The sequence below is a fragment of the Pseudoduganella ginsengisoli genome (assembly GCF_009720865.1).
Taxonomy (GTDB): domain Bacteria; phylum Pseudomonadota; class Gammaproteobacteria; order Burkholderiales; family Burkholderiaceae_D; genus Rugamonas; species Rugamonas ginsengisoli.
The window spans coordinates 1-21,096 of record NZ_WNLA01000014.1 but is presented as its reverse complement, the minus strand read 5'-3'; the positions used below and the strand labels follow the sequence as shown (position 1 = coordinate 21,096).

Sequence of the window (21,096 nt, the reverse complement as noted above, 5' to 3'; positions counted from 1 at the left end):
GGTGGAGGGCCGTGCCATGAAGTGGATTACCCGCGAGCGTCCGAAAATCGACCGCATTGCCTGTCCCTGGCTGATTGCGCGGTTTATCGATAAGGAGCCGGAGTTTTTATATGTCCCTGCTGCCGACGTTTTGCATATTGCGCGAGAGCAGGGCGCGATTCCCTCGTCAGGCGCCGTGCCGGCCTGTAGCGCGCAGGCGTAAGGCATTGCTGATCACGGACACAGAACTCAAGCTCATGGCCAGCGCAGCAACCATCGGCGACAGCAATTGTCCCGTAAAGGGATAGAGCAATCCCGTCGCCAGTGGAATGCCGAGCGCGTTGTAAATGAACGCAAATGCGAGGTTTTGGCGCATATTGCGTACCGTCGCCAGCGACAGCAAGCGTGCCCTGGCAATACCGCGCAGGTCGCCTTTGACCAGGGTGACGTAGGCTGAATTGATGGCGACGTCCGTCCCGGTGCCCATCGCTATGCCCACGTTGGCCCGAGCCAGCGCGGGTGAGTCGTTGATGCCGTCGCCTGCCATTGCCACGATCCGTCCGTTGGCTTGTAACTTTTCCACCAGCGCCAGCTTGTCCTGTGGCGTGACTTCGCCATGGAATTCACGGATGCCAAGCCGGTCCGCCACGGATTTCGCCGTCGTCACGCCGTCGCCGGTGGCCATGACCACCGTGATGCCGGCTTCGCGCAGGGCGGCCAGCGCTTCCGGCGTCGATAATTTGACGGGATCGGCCACGGCAATCATGCCCAGCATGTGGCCATCGGCTGAGACGTACATCACGCTGGCGCCTTCCTGGCGCAATGTTTCGGCTCCGGCAGCCAGCGGTTGCCAGTACACCTGTTCCAGCTCCATTAATGCTGTATTGCCCAGCGCAATGGTCTTGCCTTCCACCACACCGCGCACGCCGATGCCGCTGGACGATTCAAATTGCGCTGGTCTGGACAGCTGCAGTCCGCGTGCATGCGCCTCGGCCACGATCGCGCGCGCCAGCGGATGCTCGCTGCCCTGGTCGATGCTGGCGGCAAGCCGCAACACTTCCTGCTCGTCCCCGCCCGGCGCCGCCACCACGGCGTGGAAGGCAGGCTTGCCCTCGGTAAGCGTGCCAGTCTTGTCCACCACCAGCACATCGACCTTGCGCAATTCTTCGATGGCAGCGGCATCGCGGAACAGGATGCCCTGCGTGGCGCCGCGCCCGGTTGCCGCCATGATCGACATGGGAGTTGCCAGGCCCAGCGCACACGGGCAGGCAATGATCAGCACGGCAACTGCATTGATCAAGCCATAAACCCAGCCGGGCTGCGGCCCATAGAATCCCCAGCCAAGCAGAGTCAGCACCGCGACGGCAATCACGGCTGTCACAAAATACCCGGCCACCACGTCGGCAAGCTTTTGCATCGGTGCGCGCGAACGCTGCGCTTGCGCCACCATCTGTATGATTTGCGACAGCATGGTTTGCGCGCCGACTTTTTCCGAGCGCACCACCAGACTGCCGCCGGCATTCATGGTGGCGCCAATGACCTGGTCGCCGGGCCGCTTGGTGACGGGCATTGGTTCGCCAGTCAGCATGGATTCATCGATGGCGCTTTCGCCTTCCAGCACGACGCCGTCGACCGGCACTTTTTCGCCGGGGCGCACGCGCAACACGTCGCCGGTATGAACGTGCGTCAGCGGAATATCTTCTTCGCTGCCGTCGGCGGCAATGCGGCGCGCGGTTTTGGGCGCGAGGCCGAGCAGCGATTTGATTGCTGCCGACGTCTGCGATCGTGCACGCAATTCAAGTATCTGGCCCAGCAACGTCAGCGATATGATGACGGCTGCGGCCTCGAAGTACACGCCGATCCGGCCATGCATCGCCAGGCCGGGCGGGAAGAGGGCGGGGGCGCTGGTTGCCGCCACGCTATAGCCATAGGCCGCCGCGACGCCCAAACCGATCAGTGTCCACATGTTCGGGTGGCGGTCGCGCACGGAGCGCAGCGCCCTGACAAAGAATGGCCAGCCGGCCCACAGCACCACCGGTGAACTCAACACCAGTTCGATCCAGTTTTGCTGCGGCAAGCCACCTGGGAAAACCCGGTGTCCGGCCATGGCCAGCGCTGTCACGGCAATGCTTAATGGCAAGGTATGCCAGAAACGATGCTGGAAATCCGCCAGTTCCGGATTCTCGTCTTCCCGCAAGGCCGGAAGCACAGGTTCCAGCGCCATGCCGCAAATCGGACAATGGCCCGGCGCCATCTGGCGGATTTGCGGGTGCATCGGGCAGGTATAGACCGTCCGATCCTGCACTGCCGCCGTATCGGGTGCCGTGGCGGTGGGTTCCGGATGCATGCAATGGCCGTGCTGGTGCGCATGATGGCTATGCCCATCCATTGCGACGTGCTGATTCATAGTGGGCTCGTCTCTTATCCGGGCCGCGCTCCTGCTTCATCACCCGGTGTTGCGCCGGCTATTTGCAATGCTCGTCCATCATTTTCATGCGCTTCTGTTTTTCACCGGCGGACATTCCCTGCAGTTGCTGATCCATCATGGCCTGTTGCTCTGCAGGTGAGCCGGACGACATCATCTGCTTGTGCATGTCGCACATGGCTTTCATGTCCATCTTGCTGTCCGCGGCAGCTGCGTTCTTCTGGTTTGGTTTCGCCTTCGCTGCCGGCGCTGGTTTTGCGGGAGCCACGGCAGCGGCCGATGCGGCGCCATGGTTGTGGTCGTGTTCTTCGGCGTTTTGCGCGATGGCAGCAGGCGCGGCGGCGGCGGTGGCCGCGAATACCGATGCGGCACATAACCGGGCGAGGCAGGATAGTTTCATGGCGTGCTCCATGGAGGTTGACTGGCGCTTTTGAACAGTAGCTGCGACTCATGCTAGGCAGGCCGGCACCAAACTACTTTGATGCAGATCAAATAAGTCAGAGTTCTATGGTTGCGCGGTTTGACTTTCCATAGCCAAGGGGAGTGCCCCATTAGCCGTCGCACGTGCAAGCTTTGGACCTCCAATCAGTTGAAATTTGACTTGAGTCAAAGTCGAAGTTGACCTTGCAGGCGTATCGTGGGTTCGTTTTGTGCAGGACTGCGGATGGGAATTGGCTGCATCGCGGGCATGACTACTCTCTCGTGTGGGTGATTGACAATGCAGCTCATTAATCTAGGAGGAAATTGTGCGCAAGGCATTCATAGGGTGGTATCTGTTACTGGCAGCGGCCTTGAGCGGTTGCGGTTACAACACGCTGCAATCGAACGACGAGCAGATCAAAGCCAGCTGGTCGGAGGTAGTGAATCAGTACCAGCGCCGGGCAGATCTGATTCCAAACCTGGTTAATACGGTCAAGGGTTACGCGGCCCACGAGGAAAAGGTATTGACTGAAGTCACCCAGGCCCGCGCCCAGGCTGGCGCCATTCAGGCGACACCAGCACTGCTAAATGATCCGGCGGCATTCGCCAAATTTCAGCAGGCGCAAGGCGCGTTGAGCGGGGCGTTGTCGCGTCTGCTGGCGGTCAGCGAGAATTATCCGCAACTGAAAGCGGATGCCGGCTTTCGCGATCTGCAAGCCCAGCTCGAAGGCACGGAGAATCGCATCACCGTGGCCCGCAATCGCTACATCAAAGCGGTCCAGGACTACAACGTGACGGTACGTTCTTTCCCAAGCAATTTGACGGCCAGGCTGTTCGGCTTTCAGATCAAGCCCAATTTCACAGCAGAAAATGAGAAGGCGATCAGCGCGCCGCCGGCGGTGAATTTCGATCCTGCGCCCAAACCGGCTGCGGAGCGGTGAGATGGGTATGCGGATGGCGTGGCGCTGGTTGTTGCTGCTGTACTGGGCACTGGCAAGCATCGCGGCCGGGCATGATGGGCTGGCGCCGATTCCACCGCTGAACTCGCCCGTCACCGATGTTGCCGGCGTTCTCACTGCTGCGCAGGTTGCACGTCTGGACGCCGATTTGCGGGCTTTTGAGGCGCGCAAAGGAAGCCAGATCGCCGTGCTGATTGTGCCGACGACCCGGCCGGAAACGATAGACCAATATGCGATCAGGGTCGCCGAACAATGGAAGCTGGGGCGCAGGAAAATTGATGACGGCGCCATTCTTGTGGTGGCCAAAGATGATCGCGCCTTGCGCATCGAAGTCGGCTACGGGCTGGAAGGTGTGCTCAATGACGCCACGGCCAAGCGTATCGTCGAAGACGTGATCGTTCCCCGTTTAAAACTCAATGATTTTGAGGGTGGCATTGCGGCGGCCATCGACAGCATGACAAGAATAGTGGAGGGCGAGCCTTTGCCCGCCGCAGACGCTTCCCGGGGCCGGTACGGAGAAGGCGCTATAAGTCAATTGTTACCGATGGCGTTAATTGCGGCGCTCGCGCTCGGTTCAGTCTTGCGGGCAATATTCGGCAGAATTACCGGTGCGGCCGTCACAGGGGGAATTGTCGGCAGTGCAGCGTGGTTACTGGCGGGCAGCATATCGGCAGCGATGTTGGCGGCAATTCTGGCTTTCACCCTGACGCTGGTTGGTGCGTCGCACTTGGCCGGCCTGTATCTCGGGCACGGCGGCGGGCGCCGCGGCGGCTGGGGTGGCGGAGGCGGTGGTTTTGGCGGCGGCGGCGCTTCGGGGAGGTGGTAAGGTGAACTATGCACGCTTGGCAAGGCATCTCGCCACAAGCCAGAGGACGATCAAAAAGCATTTCCCCGAAACATGCCTGGCAGAGATCAAGCAGGCGATTATCGATTCAGAACGAACGCACAGGGGACAGATCCAGGTTGCCATCGAACCGGCTCTGCAACCATCGCAATTATGGCGGAACATGTCCGCGCGCGAACGGGCGCTTGAGTTGTTCGCGAGTATGCATGTTTGGGATACGGCGGAGAACAGCGGCGTACTGATCTATGTGTTGTTTGCTGACCGGTCCATTGAAATTGTGGCCGACCGGGGCGTATGCGCAAGGGTTGCCGGTGATACCTGGCAGGGCACCGCCGATACCATGCGCATACATTTTGCCTCCGGCCGCTATGCTCAGGGAATACTGGCCGGAATTGCGGCCGTATCGGGGGAGTTAAGGGCGCTGTTGCCCGCGTGCGGCGGCGGCCTGGATGAATTACCAAACGACGTCACGTTGCTTTAACCGGCAGCGGATCGGCGCTGAGAAACTCTCAACTTATCCGTGACGCGTCACGGATATAGATGTGGTGCCGGCCAGCGAGTGCGGGAAAATCGGGGGCCGCGATGTACTCGACATTAGTGGCAATAATGTCGATTAGATAATATTTGGTGCGTAAGAGCAAGATTACACCACGCGGCCGGTGTGCACAAGATCCCTGGTACGGAGGGAAGCTATGGTGGCGCTTACGCTGGCGTGTCGAATAACTCGCCTGAGCCACCGGCTCGAAGGCACCCAGCGGCGCTCCTGAGGTCATCAGCCGCCGCCATGAGCGCCTCCGCGCGCTCAATATCGATGGCTTCCTTTCCAAAGATTAGCGCCATCGGGATCAGCATCGCAGAGAAAACCAGTATGACCGCTGGCGGGAAGTCGCCACGAAAAATTATTGGCCATAGCAAAGGCGACGAAGCGCCGGTGAAGCAAGCCAGGTATAGCGCGTAATACCGCCGTCTGTACCAGCAGCGTACGGACGCCGATTGAAAGCTGGTTTTGTATGCCAGCTCATGGTGGCTGAGAATTTTGTGGGAATCAAAAAACCGCCGGCCGCTGATATAGGCGGGCAAATCCCGTGGCGACTTACGCAGGTTGATGACGAACTCAATTTCTGCTGCCTCGATGTACGTTGTTCCAGCCAGCGCTTGTAATCCAAGGTCCTTGGAGTACGGGTCGATTTTCCCTTCAGCGATTTTGCCCAACAACTTTTCCGCAAACTCGCATTGCTCGCGCATATGCTTGGCTTTTGCGCCGATCCAGTCCTGGTGTTCCTTGAATGGGCGCCAGGCGGCGAGGGGGATACTGATTGCCGCAGTTAAAGCGCCAATTGCCGTGATTAAGCCTTGCAAGTGCATGGTGCTCCTTTAGAAAGTTCATGAGTCCATTTCGCATTTGACATAATATAGATTATGCGAAGTTAATCACGCGTCGGCATCCGCCCGCGCGGTCACGCGGCCGGATTGATTTCTATAGGCGTTTCTTCGGCCCATGCACCGGTCCATCCTTCGCCAGCGCCTTTTCCAGCTGCTGCATAATATCCGGCGCCAAATTCTCGTAAACCTTTTGAAACAGCTTCACATAGCGCTCATCCTGCATCAGTGCCAGTAAGCCCGGATCGAACGTGACAAAGCCATAGCTGGCTTTCAGGTCCAGGACGTATGGTTTGTAACCCGGCAGATTGAGCGGCATGCTGCCAATGATGATGCTCTGATCGTAAAACTGCGTTGGCGAGTAAGTGTTCTGTCCGGACGGCACGCCAGTTGTCAGCAGCTTGTTATTGGGTCCCATGGCGTGGATTGCATAGGCGTGATGCCCGCCGCTTGCCAGCACTTGAAATTGCGGCAGTCCATCCATCTTGAGCTGTTTCAGCAACTCGATAATTCCCTGGATCGGTCTGCCCTTTAACGGAAAAGCCAGTTGCTTTGGCAGCCCGTAGCGTTCCGATAACCAGGCAATCATTTGCCTTGTATCATTCGAGTCAATTTCGAACTGGCTGTTTTTGATTTCTTCCGTGTACCCTGCAAACCGCGAATTTTGCAGGGCCCAGTAAATGCCATGCGTGCGGTCCACCAAGCCCCGGTCGCTTGTGTAATTAATGAGCTGTTGGCCGGCGATTAAACCGCACTCTTTCGTATCCGCCTCCTGCGTGTATCTGGAATCTGCCAAGACTATATGCTTGGGTTGTACTGACGGAGCAATCAGCGCTGGCGGATCAGTTCGTTCGTGAAAAAGGTTGCGGGTGTCGTGATACTGCCTGCCCCCGATTACTTTTGAGACATTGTTGACGCCACGTGCAGATCTGGAACTGCGCGCAATTCGTGCAAGAGTAAGCATTCAGCGGGACTCCCATCAGTCTGTTGATGAATCCACCATACCGCATGCCCTATTTGCACAATCTATCACATTGTCACTAAAGCAAAATTTTGCTTTGCCGCCTGCCGGGCTTCCGTCGAGCGCGTCACAAAAAGCGACACGGTGCTAGGCTGAATCTTCCAACGCCGGGCGCATTGAGGATTGCGGGATTAAAACAACTGAATTCGCACGACGTTTCGAGGTATAGTGGAATCATGCTTCTAGGCAATGATCGTCGCGTTATGCTAATTACCAGCCGCCTGCAACAGCATCTTCGGACCCTTGCTCTGAGTGTTGCCATGCTCGGACCGCTTTCGTGTGCGCTGGCCGAGTCCGCCCCACCCCGCTGGACGCCCATGGGCGCAACAGTGTTCAAGCACATGCCTGCACCGCTGACCAATACCATGGCGCAGGATAGCCGCGGCTTCATGTGGATGGGGACGCAATCCGGCCTGATCCGTTGGGATGGCTATACGCAGCGCCTTTACACGGCAGACAGCAAGCGTCCGCGCGCCCTGCCCGACAATTTTGTGCGTGCCGTGCATGTAGACAGTCACGGTAATTTATGGGCCGGCACCAGCTCCGGAGGTTTGGCCCGCTATGACCCCGTCAGCGACGACTTTACTGTCATCGGCACGGGGGCCGGCGGAGTTAGCGACGCCCACGTGGCGGCCCTTGCCGACGATGGCGCGGGCGGCATGTGGATAGGCACCGCCAACGGACTGGATCATATGGACGCTGCCGGCAAGCTGAGCGCTGTGACCGCCACGGTGCTGCCGCCGTCAGGACGCGGTTCAGCCATCCGTACCATCGAAGCGCTGCTGCGCGACCGCGCGGGCGGTTTATGGCTGGGTACGCGGGAGGGTTTGCTCTACCGTGCGCCAAACGCAGCCGCCGCTACGGCGGTCGGACTGGATGCGCCCATCAACGCCCTGTTCCAAGACACAGCCGGCCGCATCTGGATCGGCACCCGCAACCAGGGCGCCTTCATGATTCCAGCAGGTGAACTGCGCGCCGTTCCCGTCGTGGAAAGCGGCGCGCACGCCGCCTTGCAAAAGCAGCGCGTGGTTGCCATCGCTGAAGTATCGCCAACAGAAATCTGGTTCGGCACCGAAGGCGATGGGATTGTCGCGCTCGATCCCGGCAGCGGCATCACGCGCCGCATCCGTCATAAGCCAGACGTGGCCGACAGCCTGAGCGACAACGACACCTATGCGCTGTTCCGTGAACGCAGCGGCTTGATGATGGTGGCGTCAACCGAAGCGAACAGCGTGTATGACCCGCGGCCCCAGGCCGTCATCACTGTCCGCGACACGGGGTTGCCGGTGGACGGTAAATTATCGGTGCCCAGCGTCCTCGTGCGTCCGGATGGAAAAATATGGATGGCTGTCGGAGGTGGCGGCATCGACATCGTGGATCCCAGGGCAGGCGGCATCGGCCGGATAACGGCCGGCGAGCCCGGTGGGCTGCCAACCGGACGGGTCATTACCATGGCGAACGGTCCAGACGGCAACGTCTACGCAGGCACCCAGCAAGGCTTGTTCCGTATTGACGGCCAAAGCCTGCGTGTCGAACCTGTCCAGATACCAGGGCGCAGCGTCAGCGCGGCATCGTGGGCCGTGGCCTTCCAGGGCAATGTCATGTGGATCGGCGGGCTCGACGGGCTGTGGGCGTTGCAAGCCGGCGCCAGCGGCGCGGCGGCGCCGCTGCTGCGGCACGAAGACGCCCGGCTGGGCGACAGCCGTGTCACGACGCTGCTTGCGCTGCAGAACGGCGGCTTGTGGATCGGCACGCGCGGCGGGCTGGTCTTTTTACCATCCGCCGAAGGCAGCCTGGAAGTCGTGCCGACCGATATGGGCAGCAGCGACCGGCTGCTGCCTGGCTTTACGTCGTCGCTTGCGCTGGACCGGCAGGGCCGCTTGTGGTGCTCAACCTTTGGACGGGGCGTCCAGCTGCTGGAACGCACCGACGCCGATGGCAGGCGGCGCTTCCGCCGGATAGAAACCACGCATGGCTTGCCGGACAATAGCGTCAACGCTGTGTTGGCAGACCATCAAGGCACGATGTGGGCCAGCACGGACATGGGTTTGGCGCGCATCGATCCCAATACGCTGACGGTCAAAGCGCTGACCGAAGCCGACGGCATACACATTATCCAGTACTGGACGAATTCTGCCGCGCTGACCGCTGAGGGTGAATTGCTGTTTGGCGGCTTGACCGGGCTGACCGTCGTGCGCCCGGACAGGCTGGCCACCATTGCATACCGCGCGCCCGTGGTGGTCACCGACCTTGCCGTGGGCGACCAGCCGGTGGCGCCTGGCCGTTATTTGCGGGACGCCAGCGGCGCCGCCGCGGCCGCGCTGGAAATCAAGCCCGAAGGCAAAGAGCGCGGTTTTTCGCTGGAATTCGCCGCACTGGACTACTCCGCCTCCGAGCGCACGCAGTACACGTACCGGCTGGTCGGCTTTGACAGCAACTGGATCCCGACCGCGCCCGGCTCACGCCGCCTGGCCTACACCAACCTCCCCCCTGGAAACTATACGCTGCAACTGCGCGCCGCAACGCGATCGGGCGAATGGACACCGCCCATCAGCCTGCCGGTGCATGCGCTGCCATCGTGGCACCAGTTGACCTGGGTGCGGGTATTGGCCGGGCTGTTTGCCGTGGGCGTGATTGCCTCGCTGATGCGGTTGCGCATCGCGTGGTACCGGCGCCGCCAGGCCGAGCTGGAATCCGTGGTGGCGCAGCGTACGGCCGAGCTGCGCGCCAGCCAGGTGATGCTGGAGCAGCTGGCTTACGCGGATCCGTTGACCGGCCTGCCCAACCGCCGTCTTTTCGGCGACGAATTACGCCGGATGCGCGCACAAGCGGTGCGCGACAAAACGTCCTTCACATTGATGCTGATCGACCTCGACCATTTCAAGCAAGTCAACGACACGCTGGGCCATGACGCCGGCGACGCCCTGTTGGTCGAAGTGGCGCGCCGCCTGCGCTTGTGCGTACGGGAAGCGGATCAGTTGGCGCGGCTGGGCGGGGATGAATTTGCGGTACTGCTCAGTAATACCGGCAACTCGCATGACGCCGATCAGGTGGCGCGCCGCATTGTCGACAGCGTCGCCGAACCCATTGCGTTCGGCCCGCACCAGATGCGCGTCGGCGCCAGCATCGGCGCGGCGGCGTTCCGCAGCGAGCTGGCCAACGACGAAGCGCTGTACAAGCAGGCCGACCTGGCGCTATATCAAGCCAAAAGCGCAGGCCGCAATACGTGGGTATGGTACCGGGCCGAGGAACACGCGGAGCTGGCAGGCAACTGACGCGTGTCCCCGTGCGGGGTTACTTCGATGCGGCTGCTTTCGCACGCGCCGCGTGCAATTTGCGGTAGCTGTCGATCTTGCGCTGGTGGCGGTCCAGACCCTCAAGCTTCATGCTGGTCGGCGTCAAGCCGTGGAAGCGCACGCTGCCATGAACCGAACCCATCACGGCATCCATGCGCTCATTGCCAAACATGCGGCGGAAATTCACTTCAAAGTCGGCGATGTCCATGTCGTCGCTCAGCTCGACTTCCAGCACCGCGTTCAATGCCTGGTAGAACAATCCACGGTCCACCGTGTTGTCGTTGTACTGCAGGAAGTTCTCCACCAGTTCCTTCGCTGCGTCGAACTCGTTCAGCGCCAGGTTGATCAACAGCTTCAACTCCAGCACCGTCAACTGGCCCCATACCGTGTTTTCGTCGAATTCGATGCCGATCAAGGTTGCGATATCGCCATACTCGTCCAGCTCATTTTCTTCCAGGCGCTCCAGCAGCGCTTCCAGCGCGTCGTCATCGAGGACGTGCAGGTTCAAGATATCCTGGCGGAACAGCAGCGCTTTATTCGTGTTATCCCAGACCAGGTCTTCCACCGGATAGATTTCCGAGTAGCCCGGCACGAGAATCCGGCATGCAATGGCGCCCAGCTCGTTATATTCAGCCGTGTACACTTCCTTGCCCATTTCTTTCAGGATGCTGAACAAGGTTGCCGCTTCTTGTGCGTTCGAGTCTTCGCCGTGGCCCGAGAAATCCCATTCGACGAAGTCATAATCGGCTTTGGCGCTGAAGAAGCGCCACGAGACGATACCGCTGGAATCAATGAAGTGCTCGACAAAGTTGTTGGGCTCGGTCACGGCATTGCTGACGAACGTCGGGCGCGGCAAATCGTTCAAGCCTTCAAAGCTGCGGCCCTGCATCAATTCCGTCAGGCTGCGTTCCAGCGCCACTTCAAAGCTTGGGTGGGCGCCAAACGACGCAAACACGCCGCCCGTGCGCGGGTTCATCAACGTGACGCACATGACTGGATATTGGCCGCCCAGCGACGCGTCCTTGACCAGCACGGGGAAGCCCTGCTCTTCCAGTCCCTTGATGCCGGCCACGATACCGGGATATTTCGCGAGCACTTCCTGCGGCACGTCCGGCAGTGCGATTTCGCCTTCGAGGATTTCGCGTTTGACCGCCCTTTCGAAAATCTCCGACAGGCACTGCACCTGCGCTTCCACCAGCGTATTACCGGCACTCATGCCATTGCTGACAAACAGGTTTTCCACGAGGTTGGACGGGAAATACACGACTTGCCCATCCGATTGACGGACAAACGGCAGCGAGCAAATGCCGCGCTCGGTATTGCCTGAATTCGTGTCATACAGGTGCGAGCCGCGCAACTCGCCATCCGGGTTGTAGATTTCCAGGCAGTAGGCGTCAAGGATTTCCTTGGGCAGTGCATCTTTCTTGCCCGGCTTGAACCAGCGTTCATTCGGGTAATGAACGAAATCCGCGCTGGCGATATCTTCACCCCAGAATTCACCCGCATAAAAATGGTTGCAGCTGATGCGCTCGATGTATTCGCCGAGTGCCGACGCCAGTGCGCTTTCCTTGGTCGCGCCTTTGCCGTTGGTGAAGCACATGGGCGAGTGGGCATCGCGGATGTGCAGCGACCATACGTTGGGCACAATGTTACGCCACGAGGCGATTTCAATTTTGATGCCCAGGTTGGCCAGCACGCCCGACATATTCGCGATGGTTTGTTCCAGCGGCAAATCCTTGCCCAGGATATACGTACTGGCTTCGCCTTCAGGTTTCACCGTCAACAGCGCTTGCGCATCGGCGTCCAGGTTGTCGACGGATTCAATGACGAAGTCCGGACCGGTTTGCACGACTTTCTTGACCGTGCAGCGGTCGATGGAACGCAAAATCCCTTCGCGGTCTTTGGCAGAGATATCTTCCGGCAATTCGACCTGGATCTTGAAAATCTGCTTGTAGCGGTTTTCCGGATCAACAATATTGTTTTGCGACAAGCGGATATTTTCCGTTGGAATATTGCGTGTATTGCAATACAACTTCACGAAGTAAGCCGCGCACAGGGCCGATGACGCCAGGAAGTAATCGAACGGACCAGGCGCGGAACCGTCGCCTTTGTAGCGGATCGGCTGGTCAGCGATTACCGTGAAATCATCGAATTTGGCCTCCAGACGAAGCTTATCGAGAAAGTTGACCTTAATTTCCATGGGAGAATTCCAAATGAGTACGCAGATTGAATAACCCGCTATTATCCGATTTTTTAGCGGTGCGGTACAGGATGGGCGATTTACAGGTCGACCACCAGTCCCGCATCAAATGCTGCGTTTTCATTGGCGCCGCCCCGAAGCAGATAACCGCACGGGTTGCAAATGACGCGGCCGTTTCCCACCGGGTAGTCGTACGAGTCGTGCATGTGACCGTGTATCCACAGGTCTGGCTTTTCCGCCAGGCTGTCCAGCGGCGACGCAAACGCAGCCGAAGTCAAGTCGGTTGCATACTTGGCGGCGACGGAGCGTATCGATGGCGCCATGTGGGTAATGACGACGGTTTTTCCGTCAAACGCCTGCGCCAGCCTGGTTTGCAGCCACGCCTTGTGGGCAGTATGCAATTGCGCGGTATCGGCAGCCTGCAGCAAACGGCTCTCCGGCTTTTCGCCAGTTGCCACGCTGATGCGGCGGTAATCCGTCATGACGTTTTCCGCCTGCCGCATGGCGGCGTTCTTTTCCGGCTCGCCAAACAGCGCAAAGTCGGTCCACAGTGTCGCGCCAAGAAAACGCACGCCGCCGGTCACGTATTGATCGCAATTGAGGAAGTGCACATTGCCGGTGGCAGCGCAAGCGTCGCGCAATGCACGTTCGACGGCATATAGCTCGTGGCCATACGCTTCGTGGTTGCCCGCCACATACAGTACGGGCAAACCGGCAAACGTTTGGGCGGCCCATGGCACAGCATTGGCGCCCGTATCAATGTCGCCGGCAAGGACCACGGCGTCCGGACGGCTGCGGGCCAGGTCGATGCCCAACGGCTGGCCACGGCGGATTTCCAGGTGTAAGTCAGACAGTATCAACAGGCGCATGGCAATCCCGGTATTCATATCCGTGACGCATCACGAATATTAAAAATTCTTGGAAAGGAATCAATACCGCGACTGTATCATTTTCCAGCGGGGATCTTCTGCCAGCTTGCGGATGGCGGGCGCGAGTTTATCGTACAGGCCGCGCTGCGACTTGGGCACGAGGATGCGGCGGTCGCTGGCAGTACCGGGCAGCGCTTCCGAGATGACACCGCCAGTGAAGCGGTGCGTCCGCATGTAATAGCGGAACACCGAATCCGTGACGACGATCATATCGACCCGGCCGCGCAACAGCTTGTCGAGGTTGCGCTCTTCCGTCGCGGCATCGTCGCGGACGAACTGGTTTTGCGCTATCCATTCGTCCACGCCCGGGTACACATAGCCAAGCGTGACGCCGATGCGCGCGCCTGCCTGAGATGGCTGGCCGAAGAAGAAGGGATTCGTGTCACGCGACACCAGCACGAAGGCGTCGTGCGCAAACGGTTCCGTCCACAGGAATTTTTCCTGCGCCGCATCGCCGACCCATTGCGGCGCCATGCCGATCACGATACCGTCCAGCGTGCCGTTATCGAGCTGCGCCTGCAGCCGCTTGCGGGGCATGGTCTCCAGCGCAAAGTCAATGCCGTCCAGTTTGAGCTGGTTCAGGTACGCGACCATTTCCGGATACAGGCCGGTTTTCTGGTCGATGAACAGCGGCGCGAAGGTCGCATTGGTGTACACCGTGACGCGGTCCGCCGTGGCGGGCGCGCTGGCGCCCATGCACGCGAGCCACGCCAGCGCCAGCGCCCAGCGGCGCAGCCAGCCGCTATTTATAGACGCCGCAGCCGACATACAGGTTGTCGACTTTTTCCACATACGACTGCTTGGTCTCCATTGCCTGCGTCACCGTGTTGGACCACTTGTATTCCGGCGCCCAGCCCTTCCCTTTGGTGTCGCCCAATTCCAGGAAGTTCTTGATGAAGAATTTGCCGTCCGCATCCTTGAGCTGCATGACGTTTTTGCCGACCAGGCGCTGGTTCACGCCATTGGCCAGCGTCACGCCATCTTTATCCAGCACGAAGATATACAGGTCGCGGTCAACGAATCCGCCTTTGGGATTGTTGAATTCCGCCAGCGCCGCGTCGCGCCCTTTGGCCTTGATCAGCGCCACGGCTTTTTTCACCATCGCGACGGCCTCATCTTGCGTCCCTTTATCCGCCGCAAAGGCCGCGCCTGCACTGGCCAGCGCCAGCATTACACCCGCCAGGAAGTTTTTCATGCCACACCCTCTTCTTAAGAATGCCGACAGGAAAAGGTTACGGCTTCCATCAGATGTTGTCACGCTTTTCAGAGCGCGGGAAGGTGTATATACCACATGGACCAATAGTCGTGAAACCCTTACCAATATTGTCCAATGTTTAATTTGAGACGGGACTTGCTGCGGTGTCTCATTCCGCGTTTTTTTTGACTCGGCCGCGCGGTTTATCTATGGTGCGAAGGCGTTATCAAATCAGCAACCAAATCAGCAACCACCCCCCTGGAGAACTTATGAAGCTTCGGAAAAACCTGCTTGCCCTGTCAATTGCCGCCATTTGCGTGTCTGCCACTGCGTCGCCTGCCATGATGGCGCCGCCATTCGCCAAATCCTCAGCGCAAGAGAGCGCTGCGCTGGTGCAAAAACTCGCCGCCGCACACGCCAGTACCGGCCTGGACAGCGACCATGGCTATACGCTGGCCGTTGAACATCCGGGTGAAGCCGGTACCCGCATTACCCGTTTTGCCCATACGTATAAAGGCGTACGGGTGCTGGGCTCGGATTCCGTCGTGGTTTCCGATGCCCGGGGCAATGTCGTCAGCGCGTCCGCTTCCGACCGCCGCAACGGCCTGGGCCGCGGATCGGCCAATGCGCTGGCTGCCACGCGCGCGTTCAGCGTTACGCCTGCCGTGACCGCGCAAGCCGCTATCGATGCCGCCGTGCGCGCCACCGCAGCGAACGGCGTTCACCGTAATGCGCCGTCCGCTGAACTGGTGATTTATCCGGTCGTCAAACAGGTCCGCGCGCCCGGCAAGGAAGCCAAGCAGGAATCGCTGCTCAATGCCGCCGACGTGGAAGAGCGCGTGACAGGCTACGAACTGGCATGGCTGGTACAGACCCGCATGGCCGATGGCGGCAAGCTGGTGTTCCGCGACACCGTCATCAGCGCCGCCAATGGCGCCACCCTGGCGCAATGGAATGCCTTGCAAACGGTCGCGGGCACCGGACACAGCCTGTTCTCCGGCGATGTGCCGATCCAGACCACGCTGGCCAATGGCGCCTACAAAATGCTGGACAGTTCCCGCGGCACGGGCGGCGTCTATGGCGGCATGGCCGTGACGAATGCCGCCAACAGCCCGATTTCCAATCCCGTACCGGGCGCCGTCTATACCAACACCACCAATGTCTGGGGCGATGGCCAGCCCTATACGGGCGGCGGCACCAATAGCGCCAATGGCCAGACGGCGGCGGTCGATACGCTGTGGGGCCTGATGAATACGTATGACCTGTTGAAAAACACGCAGGGCTGGTCATCGCTCGATGGCTTCAATACGGCAGTGTATGCCGCTGTCCACGTCGACACAAACTATGACAATGCGTTTTACGATCCCAGCTGCAAATGCATGTACCTGGGCGACGGCGCCAACGGCCGCGGCCTTGCCACACTGGATGTGATGGGCCACGAACTGGGCCACGGTGTCACTGGCGCCACGTCCAACCTTGGCTATTCCGGCGAATCCGGCGGCTTGAATGAATCGTCGTCCGACATCATGGGTGAAATGGTGGAAGCCTATGGCAAAAATGGCGGTACCGGCAGCACCATCCCCGCGACCGGCAATGACTGGATGATCGGCAAGGAATTGCAGCCAACCGGGGCGCCGCTGCGCTGGATGTGGAAGCCGTCGAAAGACGGCGCGTCGCGCGATGCCTGGTCAAGCACGCTGAATTCGCTGAATCCACACTATTCCTCCGGCCCGAACAACCGCATGTTTTATTTCCTGTCGCAAGGCTCCAGCGCCAGCACGTCGAGCGAAATGTACAGCCCGTATTTGACGCAAATTCCGCAAGCAATGACGGGAATTGGCAATGACAAGGCATTCCGTATCTGGTTCCGTGCCGCTACCACCAAGTTCACGTCGTCCACCAATTACCTGGATGCCCGCAACAAGATGGTCCAGGCCGCGACGGAGTTATACGGCGCCGGATCGCGTGAAGCCGTGGCTGTCAGCCGCGCCTATGCCGCCATCAACGTGGGCCAGGACACCGGCGAAGGCAATGGCATGCTGACCATCAGTTCGCAGCCGCAGTCGGTTGCCGTTCAGCTTGGTGCGACCGCGACGTTTTCCGTGACCGCCACCAGCGGCGCCGCGCCGTATAAATACCAGTGGCTGCGCAATGGCGCCGCCATTACCGGTGCGACGCAGCCCACGTATTCACTGACGGCGCAGGCCAGCGATAGCGGCGCCGTGTTTGCCGTCAAAGTCACGGATTCTTCGCCGACACCACAAACCGTGCAATCGAATAACGCGGTGCTGACCGTCAGCACCGGCCCGGAAACCATGGATTTAATCAAAAATGGTTCGTTTGAAAGCGGCGCACAGTATTGGGGCGGCTCCGCCAACATCATTGGTTCGTGGTCCAACGAAGCCGCATACGACGGCACCAAATACGCCTACCTGGGCGGCAATGGCGCCACGTCCACGGAATCGCTGACGCAAACCGTGACGATACCGGCCAATGTCACGGCAGCCACGCTGTCATTTGCGCTGCATATCGACAGTGCGGAAACCACGACGACGACGGCGTATGACAAGCTGGTTGTGACCGTGAAAAACAGTGCGGGAACCGTGCTGGGCACGCTGGCGACGTACACCAACTTGAACAAGGCGACAGGCTACACGGTGAAGTCGTTCAACCTGCTGCCCTACAAGGGCCAGACCGTGACTTTGTCGTTTGTTTCGACGGAAGATTCGTCGGCGCAAACGTCGTTTGTCGTGGATAAAGTGCGCCTGATCATCAATTGATCGCACGCTGATGGAACAGCGGTGCCGGGATCCTTAAACCGGCACCGCCTTGGCCTGCACGGCCAATATCCCTTCCTGCAATTCACGCATCGAATACGGTTTGCTCAAGATATGGAATTCCGCTTGCAGCGCTTCACTGTCATCGCGTGAAAACCCCGTCGCCAGCAGCACGCGTATGCGCGGATAGCGTGCGCGCAGTTGCCGCGCCAGGCCGATGCCATCCATGGAGCCCGGCATCACAATGTCGGACAGCACGATGGCTGGCTTGAACTTGCCTGACACCAGCATTTCCAGCGCTTCATCCGCACTTTCCGCGGTTGCCACCTGGTAGCCGAGTTGCTCCAGCAATGCGCGGCTGCCATCGGCCACGGCCTTGTTGTCATCCACCACCAGCACGCTGCCGCCGCGGCCACTGGACGTCACCGGCTGCGTATCGTCGCTGTGTACACCCAGCCCCGGCGCAGCGGCCGGCAAGATGATTTGTACCGTCGTGCCTTTCCCCAGTTCCGACGTAATGCGTGCTGTGCCGCCCTGCCGGTTGGCGAAGCCATACACTTGCGCCAGGCCCAGTCCCGTTCCTTTACCCGCCTGTTTGGTGGTAAAGAATGGATCGAACACATGCGGCAGCACGTCGGGGGGAATGCCGGTGCCGGCATCAGTGACGCTCAGTTCGGCATACAGGCCATGCGGCAATTGGTAGGGATTTTCAGGCGGCAGGCGCAGCCGCGACGCGTGGACGCGGACCACGCCGGACTCTGGCATGGCGTCGCGGGCATTGACGATCAAATTCAGCATGGCTGCTTCCAGTTCGCTGGGATTGACGAGAATGGGCGGCGCCCCGTCTGCGACCACCAGTTGCACGTCAATCCGGGCGCCAATGGTGGCGCGGGCAAAATCCACGCAGTCAGGCAGCAGGCGCTGCAAATCCACCAGTTTGGGCTGGTAGCTGCGGCGCCCCGAAAATGACAGCAAATGCTGGATCAGCGACTGGACGCGGCGTACGCCGCGACGGATGACGGAAAAGTCTTCATCGATATTCTGGCCCCGCAATTTATGCTGCAGCAATTCTATGCGCATATTGACGACTTGCAGGAAGTTGTTGAAATCGTGGGCTATCCCGCCTGCCAGCTGGCCGACAACTTCCATTTTCTGCGCCTGCACCAGCATCATTTCCGTGGCTTCCCGCTTCTGTATTTCCGCTTGCAAGTACTGGGTCTGGCGCGCCAGCGACGCGACGGAGCTCACCAAGGTCTGCTGCAAACGGGCAATCCGCTCCAGCAACAGCACCAGTACAACCGTGCCGCCCATCACGTAACTGGCGCGGGCGGCGTACCACCCGGCCGTATAGCGTGCACCGCCAAGGGTACTGAGCACAATGCCGCCCAGCATGGCCAGCAGTGGAACGCTGAGCCAGGAAAACAGCGACACATGGGTGTTGCGGTTCCAAATCAGCACGGCAATGCCGCCAGCCACAACAGCTGCCATGGCCCATGTGATCCCGTTACTCAGGTGCATGAAGCGGTCGCCGGCCAGGAAGTAGTGCGGCAACGGCAAATACGCCGCTGCGGCGTATAGCAAAGCAACAGCGGCAGCGGCGCAGTACATGGCCGGCGCCAGGCGCAGCGCCGCCGCAGGGCTCGATTCGTGAGGCTGCCGTGCCTGCCGCGCAATGGCCGCCACGGTTAACCCGACAAATCCGGTTTGCCAGGCCATGTACAGCCACGCCACGGTTTCCGTCCTTCCCGCCAGTGCGATATCGGGCAGCAAGGCGCCGGGGAACGTCAGCAAATGCAGGCATGCCATCGCGGCGCTGTATGCATAGGCAACGGCCAGCAGGCGTAGTGGCCGTCCGGGGTGGCTTTTGAACTCAAATCCCAGCAACAGCGCGGTCAACCCATGCAAAATGACCATGCCAACGGCATAAATGGCGGAAATATGCGGCAACTTCGGACCTTGCACCTGGGCATACGGAACCAGGACCGCCACCAGCACGAGATAGCCAATAAAGATTGCAGCCAGCAATCCCAGCTCGCGCTTGCTGACAGCCCGATGCACCAGCAATCCGGATTGTAGTAAGACATTCATGGGGCTGGAATAAGAAGCAAAGTAATGGCTCCGCAGGATGCATATCGTCAGTGAAACTGTATCAGTAATTCAAGATGCCGAGGGAATTCTGAGTTGCGCGCCGGGTTGCAAGCGCACTGCATAGAATGGCAGCGTTCCTAGTGACGATGTGAGGCTGCCCACTCCATGACTGCGCCCCAAGATCATGCCCCATCCGACGTCCCGCCTGCGCCACGCGGTGGCGCAGGGCCTGTCCACTCCGACACCACGCAATCTGCCATCCGGCAATCCACTTCCGGTATGCCAACCCGCCCGCATGGGGACGACGTGCATGCCGCCGCTGGCAGCGCGACGCAACCAACGGGCCAGGCGGATTGGTCCGCTTTCGGGCCAGGAGGTAGCGGGACGGCGCCCCCAAACACGGACGAGGCAGATCGGCCTGCGTTCGAGCCAGACAGGGGCGGGACGGCGTCTGCAGACCATGCCCTCGCGGAGCCGCAGCGCGTCCGGCGCCTGAAAATCGCGTTGATGGTGTGCGGCGCAGCCGTCACGGTCGGCATGGGCGTCGCCATTGCCGTGCTGATGGAAGAAGCGTCGCCACCGTTACGCGTGGGGGTTGCCAGCCGGCCGACGGGTTCGCATGCACCAGCGGCGCCCCCGGCTATCGGCGGCAGCAGCGGCGCTTCGGGCGCAGTGCCGGGCAATGCCGGCGCCGGCGCCGCTCCTGCAAATGCTATTGCGTGCCCGCTGCCGGGCGGACCGGCTGCCTGCCCGGCCATGGTGGCCATTCCGGCGGGACGCTACCGAATGGGTTCGCGCCGCACGGATCCGGATGCGCAAGAGGAAGAACTGGGCGGCGCCGAGCGCGCCATCGCGCCGTTTGAATTGTCGGCTCATGAAATCACGGCCGGCCAATGGCAATTGTGTGTGAACCAGGGCGCGTGCCCGCCGCCGGCACAGCCGCCACAGTCTTCCACCATGCCCGTTACCGGCATCAGCTGGGATGCGGCGGCAGCGTATGCCGCCTGGCTGTCGCAGCAAACCGGCCAGCCATACCGCCTGCCGACTGAAGCCGAATGGGAATATGCGGCGCGGGCCGGCGCCAGCACGGTTTTCCCGTGGGGCAATCAGCTGGGCCAGCGCCATGCGCACTGCGGCCAGTGCGGCACCTTGCCGGACTACGCGGGCCTGGCGCCGGTTGGCAGCTATCCGGCGCAGCGGGGGCTGTATGACATGGTGGGCAATGCTTATGAATGGGTGGCCGACTGCTGGACGCCGAGTCACGCCCAGCCGGTCCCGCCTGCCCAGTCGGCGTGCCACGAAAAAGTACAAAAAGGCGGCGCCTATGACACGCTGGAAGCCGACGTGCGCCCGGTGGCGCGCACCCATGGCGACCGTGCAACGCCAGATGTTAGGGTAGGTTTCCGCATCGCCCGCCAGCTGCAACGGACTGAACAATGATAAAAAACGTTTCCCTGATGACGATGCTGTGTGCGCTGCTGGCCGCGTGCGCCAGCGTCCAGCCTGAGGCGCCGCCTGCCCACATCCCGCATAAACGGCCTGCCGCGCCGAAGCCGCCGCCGCCCCCGGCGCCCGTGCCCATC

At 60.4% G+C, this 21,096-nt stretch carries 15 protein-coding genes and 1 pseudogene; 7 read left to right on the top strand and 9 right to left on the bottom strand.

Annotation, left to right across the window (positions count from 1 at the left end):
* Positions 1-16 precede the first annotated feature (16 nt).
* A pseudogene (locus tag GM668_RS19105) lies at positions 17-163 on the top strand (chromate resistance protein ChrB domain-containing protein); the annotation flags it as partial.
* A 3-nt stretch (positions 164-166) separates the two neighbouring features.
* On the opposite strand, the gene GM668_RS19100 reads toward GM668_RS19105, so the two are convergent.
* Both GM668_RS19100 and GM668_RS19095 read right to left on the bottom strand, forming a co-directional pair.
* Positions 167-2,386 (bottom strand): copper-transporting P-type ATPase, encoded by a 2,220-nt coding sequence (locus GM668_RS19100; protein WP_155440554.1) that lies wholly within the window; start codon positions 2,384-2,386, stop codon positions 167-169.
* Positions 2,387-2,444: 58 nt separating this feature from the next.
* Positions 2,445-2,804 carry a hypothetical protein gene (locus tag GM668_RS19095; protein WP_155440553.1) on the bottom strand — a complete coding sequence of 120 codons (360 nt, stop codon included), beginning with the start codon at positions 2,802-2,804 and terminating at the stop codon, positions 2,445-2,447.
* A 346-nt stretch (positions 2,805-3,150) separates the two neighbouring features.
* Here GM668_RS19095 and GM668_RS19090 point away from each other — a divergent pair, with 346 nt between their 5' ends.
* Genes GM668_RS19090 through GM668_RS19080 form a run of 3 tightly spaced genes read left to right on the top strand, consistent with a single transcriptional unit; the run spans position 3,151 to position 5,108 of the window.
* Entirely contained in the window at positions 3,151-3,765 is a 615-nt protein-coding gene (locus tag GM668_RS19090; RefSeq protein WP_170305713.1) for a LemA family protein, read from the top strand.
* 7 nt (positions 3,766-3,772) lie between these two features.
* Positions 3,773-4,609 (top strand): TPM domain-containing protein, encoded by an 837-nt coding sequence (locus tag GM668_RS19085; protein WP_371868737.1) that lies wholly within the window; start codon positions 3,773-3,775, stop codon positions 4,607-4,609.
* A gap of 1 nt (position 4,610) precedes the next feature.
* On the top strand, positions 4,611-5,108 hold the full coding sequence (locus GM668_RS19080) for a TPM domain-containing protein (protein WP_170305712.1): 498 nt from the start codon (positions 4,611-4,613) through the stop codon (positions 5,106-5,108).
* Between the two features lie 221 nt (positions 5,109-5,329).
* On the opposite strand, the gene GM668_RS19075 is transcribed toward GM668_RS19080, so the two are convergent.
* Positions 5,330-5,992, bottom strand: a complete 663-nt coding sequence (locus GM668_RS19075) for a hypothetical protein (protein WP_155440550.1) — start codon at positions 5,990-5,992, stop codon at positions 5,330-5,332.
* A gap of 112 nt (positions 5,993-6,104) precedes the next feature.
* A complete protein-coding gene (locus tag GM668_RS19070; protein WP_155440549.1) occupies positions 6,105-6,971 on the bottom strand; it encodes a hypothetical protein in 867 nt (288 codons plus the stop codon).
* Positions 6,972-7,288: 317 nt separating this feature from the next.
* Here GM668_RS19070 and GM668_RS19065 point away from each other — a divergent pair, with 317 nt between their 5' ends.
* The gene (locus tag GM668_RS19065; protein ID WP_170305711.1) at positions 7,289-10,303 is read left to right on the top strand and encodes a ligand-binding sensor domain-containing diguanylate cyclase; all 3,015 of its coding nucleotides are present in this window, start codon (positions 7,289-7,291) and stop codon (positions 10,301-10,303) included.
* A gap of 19 nt (positions 10,304-10,322) precedes the next feature.
* Here the strand turns inward: GM668_RS19065 and GM668_RS19060 are convergent, their stop codons facing one another.
* From GM668_RS19060 to GM668_RS19045, 4 genes are all read right to left on the bottom strand, one after another.
* Entirely contained in the window at positions 10,323-12,524 is a 2,202-nt protein-coding gene (locus GM668_RS19060; RefSeq protein ID WP_155440547.1) for an OsmC domain/YcaO domain-containing protein, read from the bottom strand.
* Positions 12,525-12,604: 80 nt separating this feature from the next.
* Positions 12,605-13,393 carry a metallophosphoesterase family protein gene (locus GM668_RS19055; protein WP_155440546.1) on the bottom strand — a complete coding sequence of 263 codons (789 nt, stop codon included), beginning with the start codon at positions 13,391-13,393 and terminating at the stop codon, positions 12,605-12,607.
* A gap of 60 nt (positions 13,394-13,453) precedes the next feature.
* Entirely contained in the window at positions 13,454-14,221 is a 768-nt protein-coding gene (locus tag GM668_RS19050; RefSeq protein WP_229499550.1) for a substrate-binding periplasmic protein, read from the bottom strand.
* Positions 14,196-14,648: a cache domain-containing protein gene (locus GM668_RS19045; protein ID WP_155440545.1), complete on the bottom strand. Its 453-nt coding sequence runs from the start codon at positions 14,646-14,648 to the stop codon at positions 14,196-14,198. The genes GM668_RS19050 and GM668_RS19045 overlap by 26 nt, the downstream gene beginning before the upstream one ends.
* A 269-nt stretch (positions 14,649-14,917) precedes the next feature.
* Here GM668_RS19045 and GM668_RS19040 point away from each other — a divergent pair, with 269 nt between their 5' ends.
* A complete protein-coding gene (locus GM668_RS19040) occupies positions 14,918-17,428 on the top strand; it encodes a M4 family metallopeptidase (RefSeq protein WP_155440544.1) in 2,511 nt (836 codons plus the stop codon).
* Between the two features lie 33 nt (positions 17,429-17,461).
* Here the strand turns inward: GM668_RS19040 and GM668_RS19035 are convergent, their stop codons facing one another.
* A complete protein-coding gene (locus GM668_RS19035) occupies positions 17,462-19,513 on the bottom strand; it encodes a hybrid sensor histidine kinase/response regulator (protein ID WP_155440543.1) in 2,052 nt (683 codons plus the stop codon).
* Positions 19,514-20,020: 507 nt separating this feature from the next.
* Here GM668_RS19035 and GM668_RS19030 point away from each other — a divergent pair.
* The gene (locus GM668_RS19030) at positions 20,021-20,953 is read left to right on the top strand and encodes a formylglycine-generating enzyme family protein (protein ID WP_170305710.1); all 933 of its coding nucleotides are present in this window, start codon (positions 20,021-20,023) and stop codon (positions 20,951-20,953) included.
* Positions 20,954-21,096 lie beyond the last annotated feature (143 nt).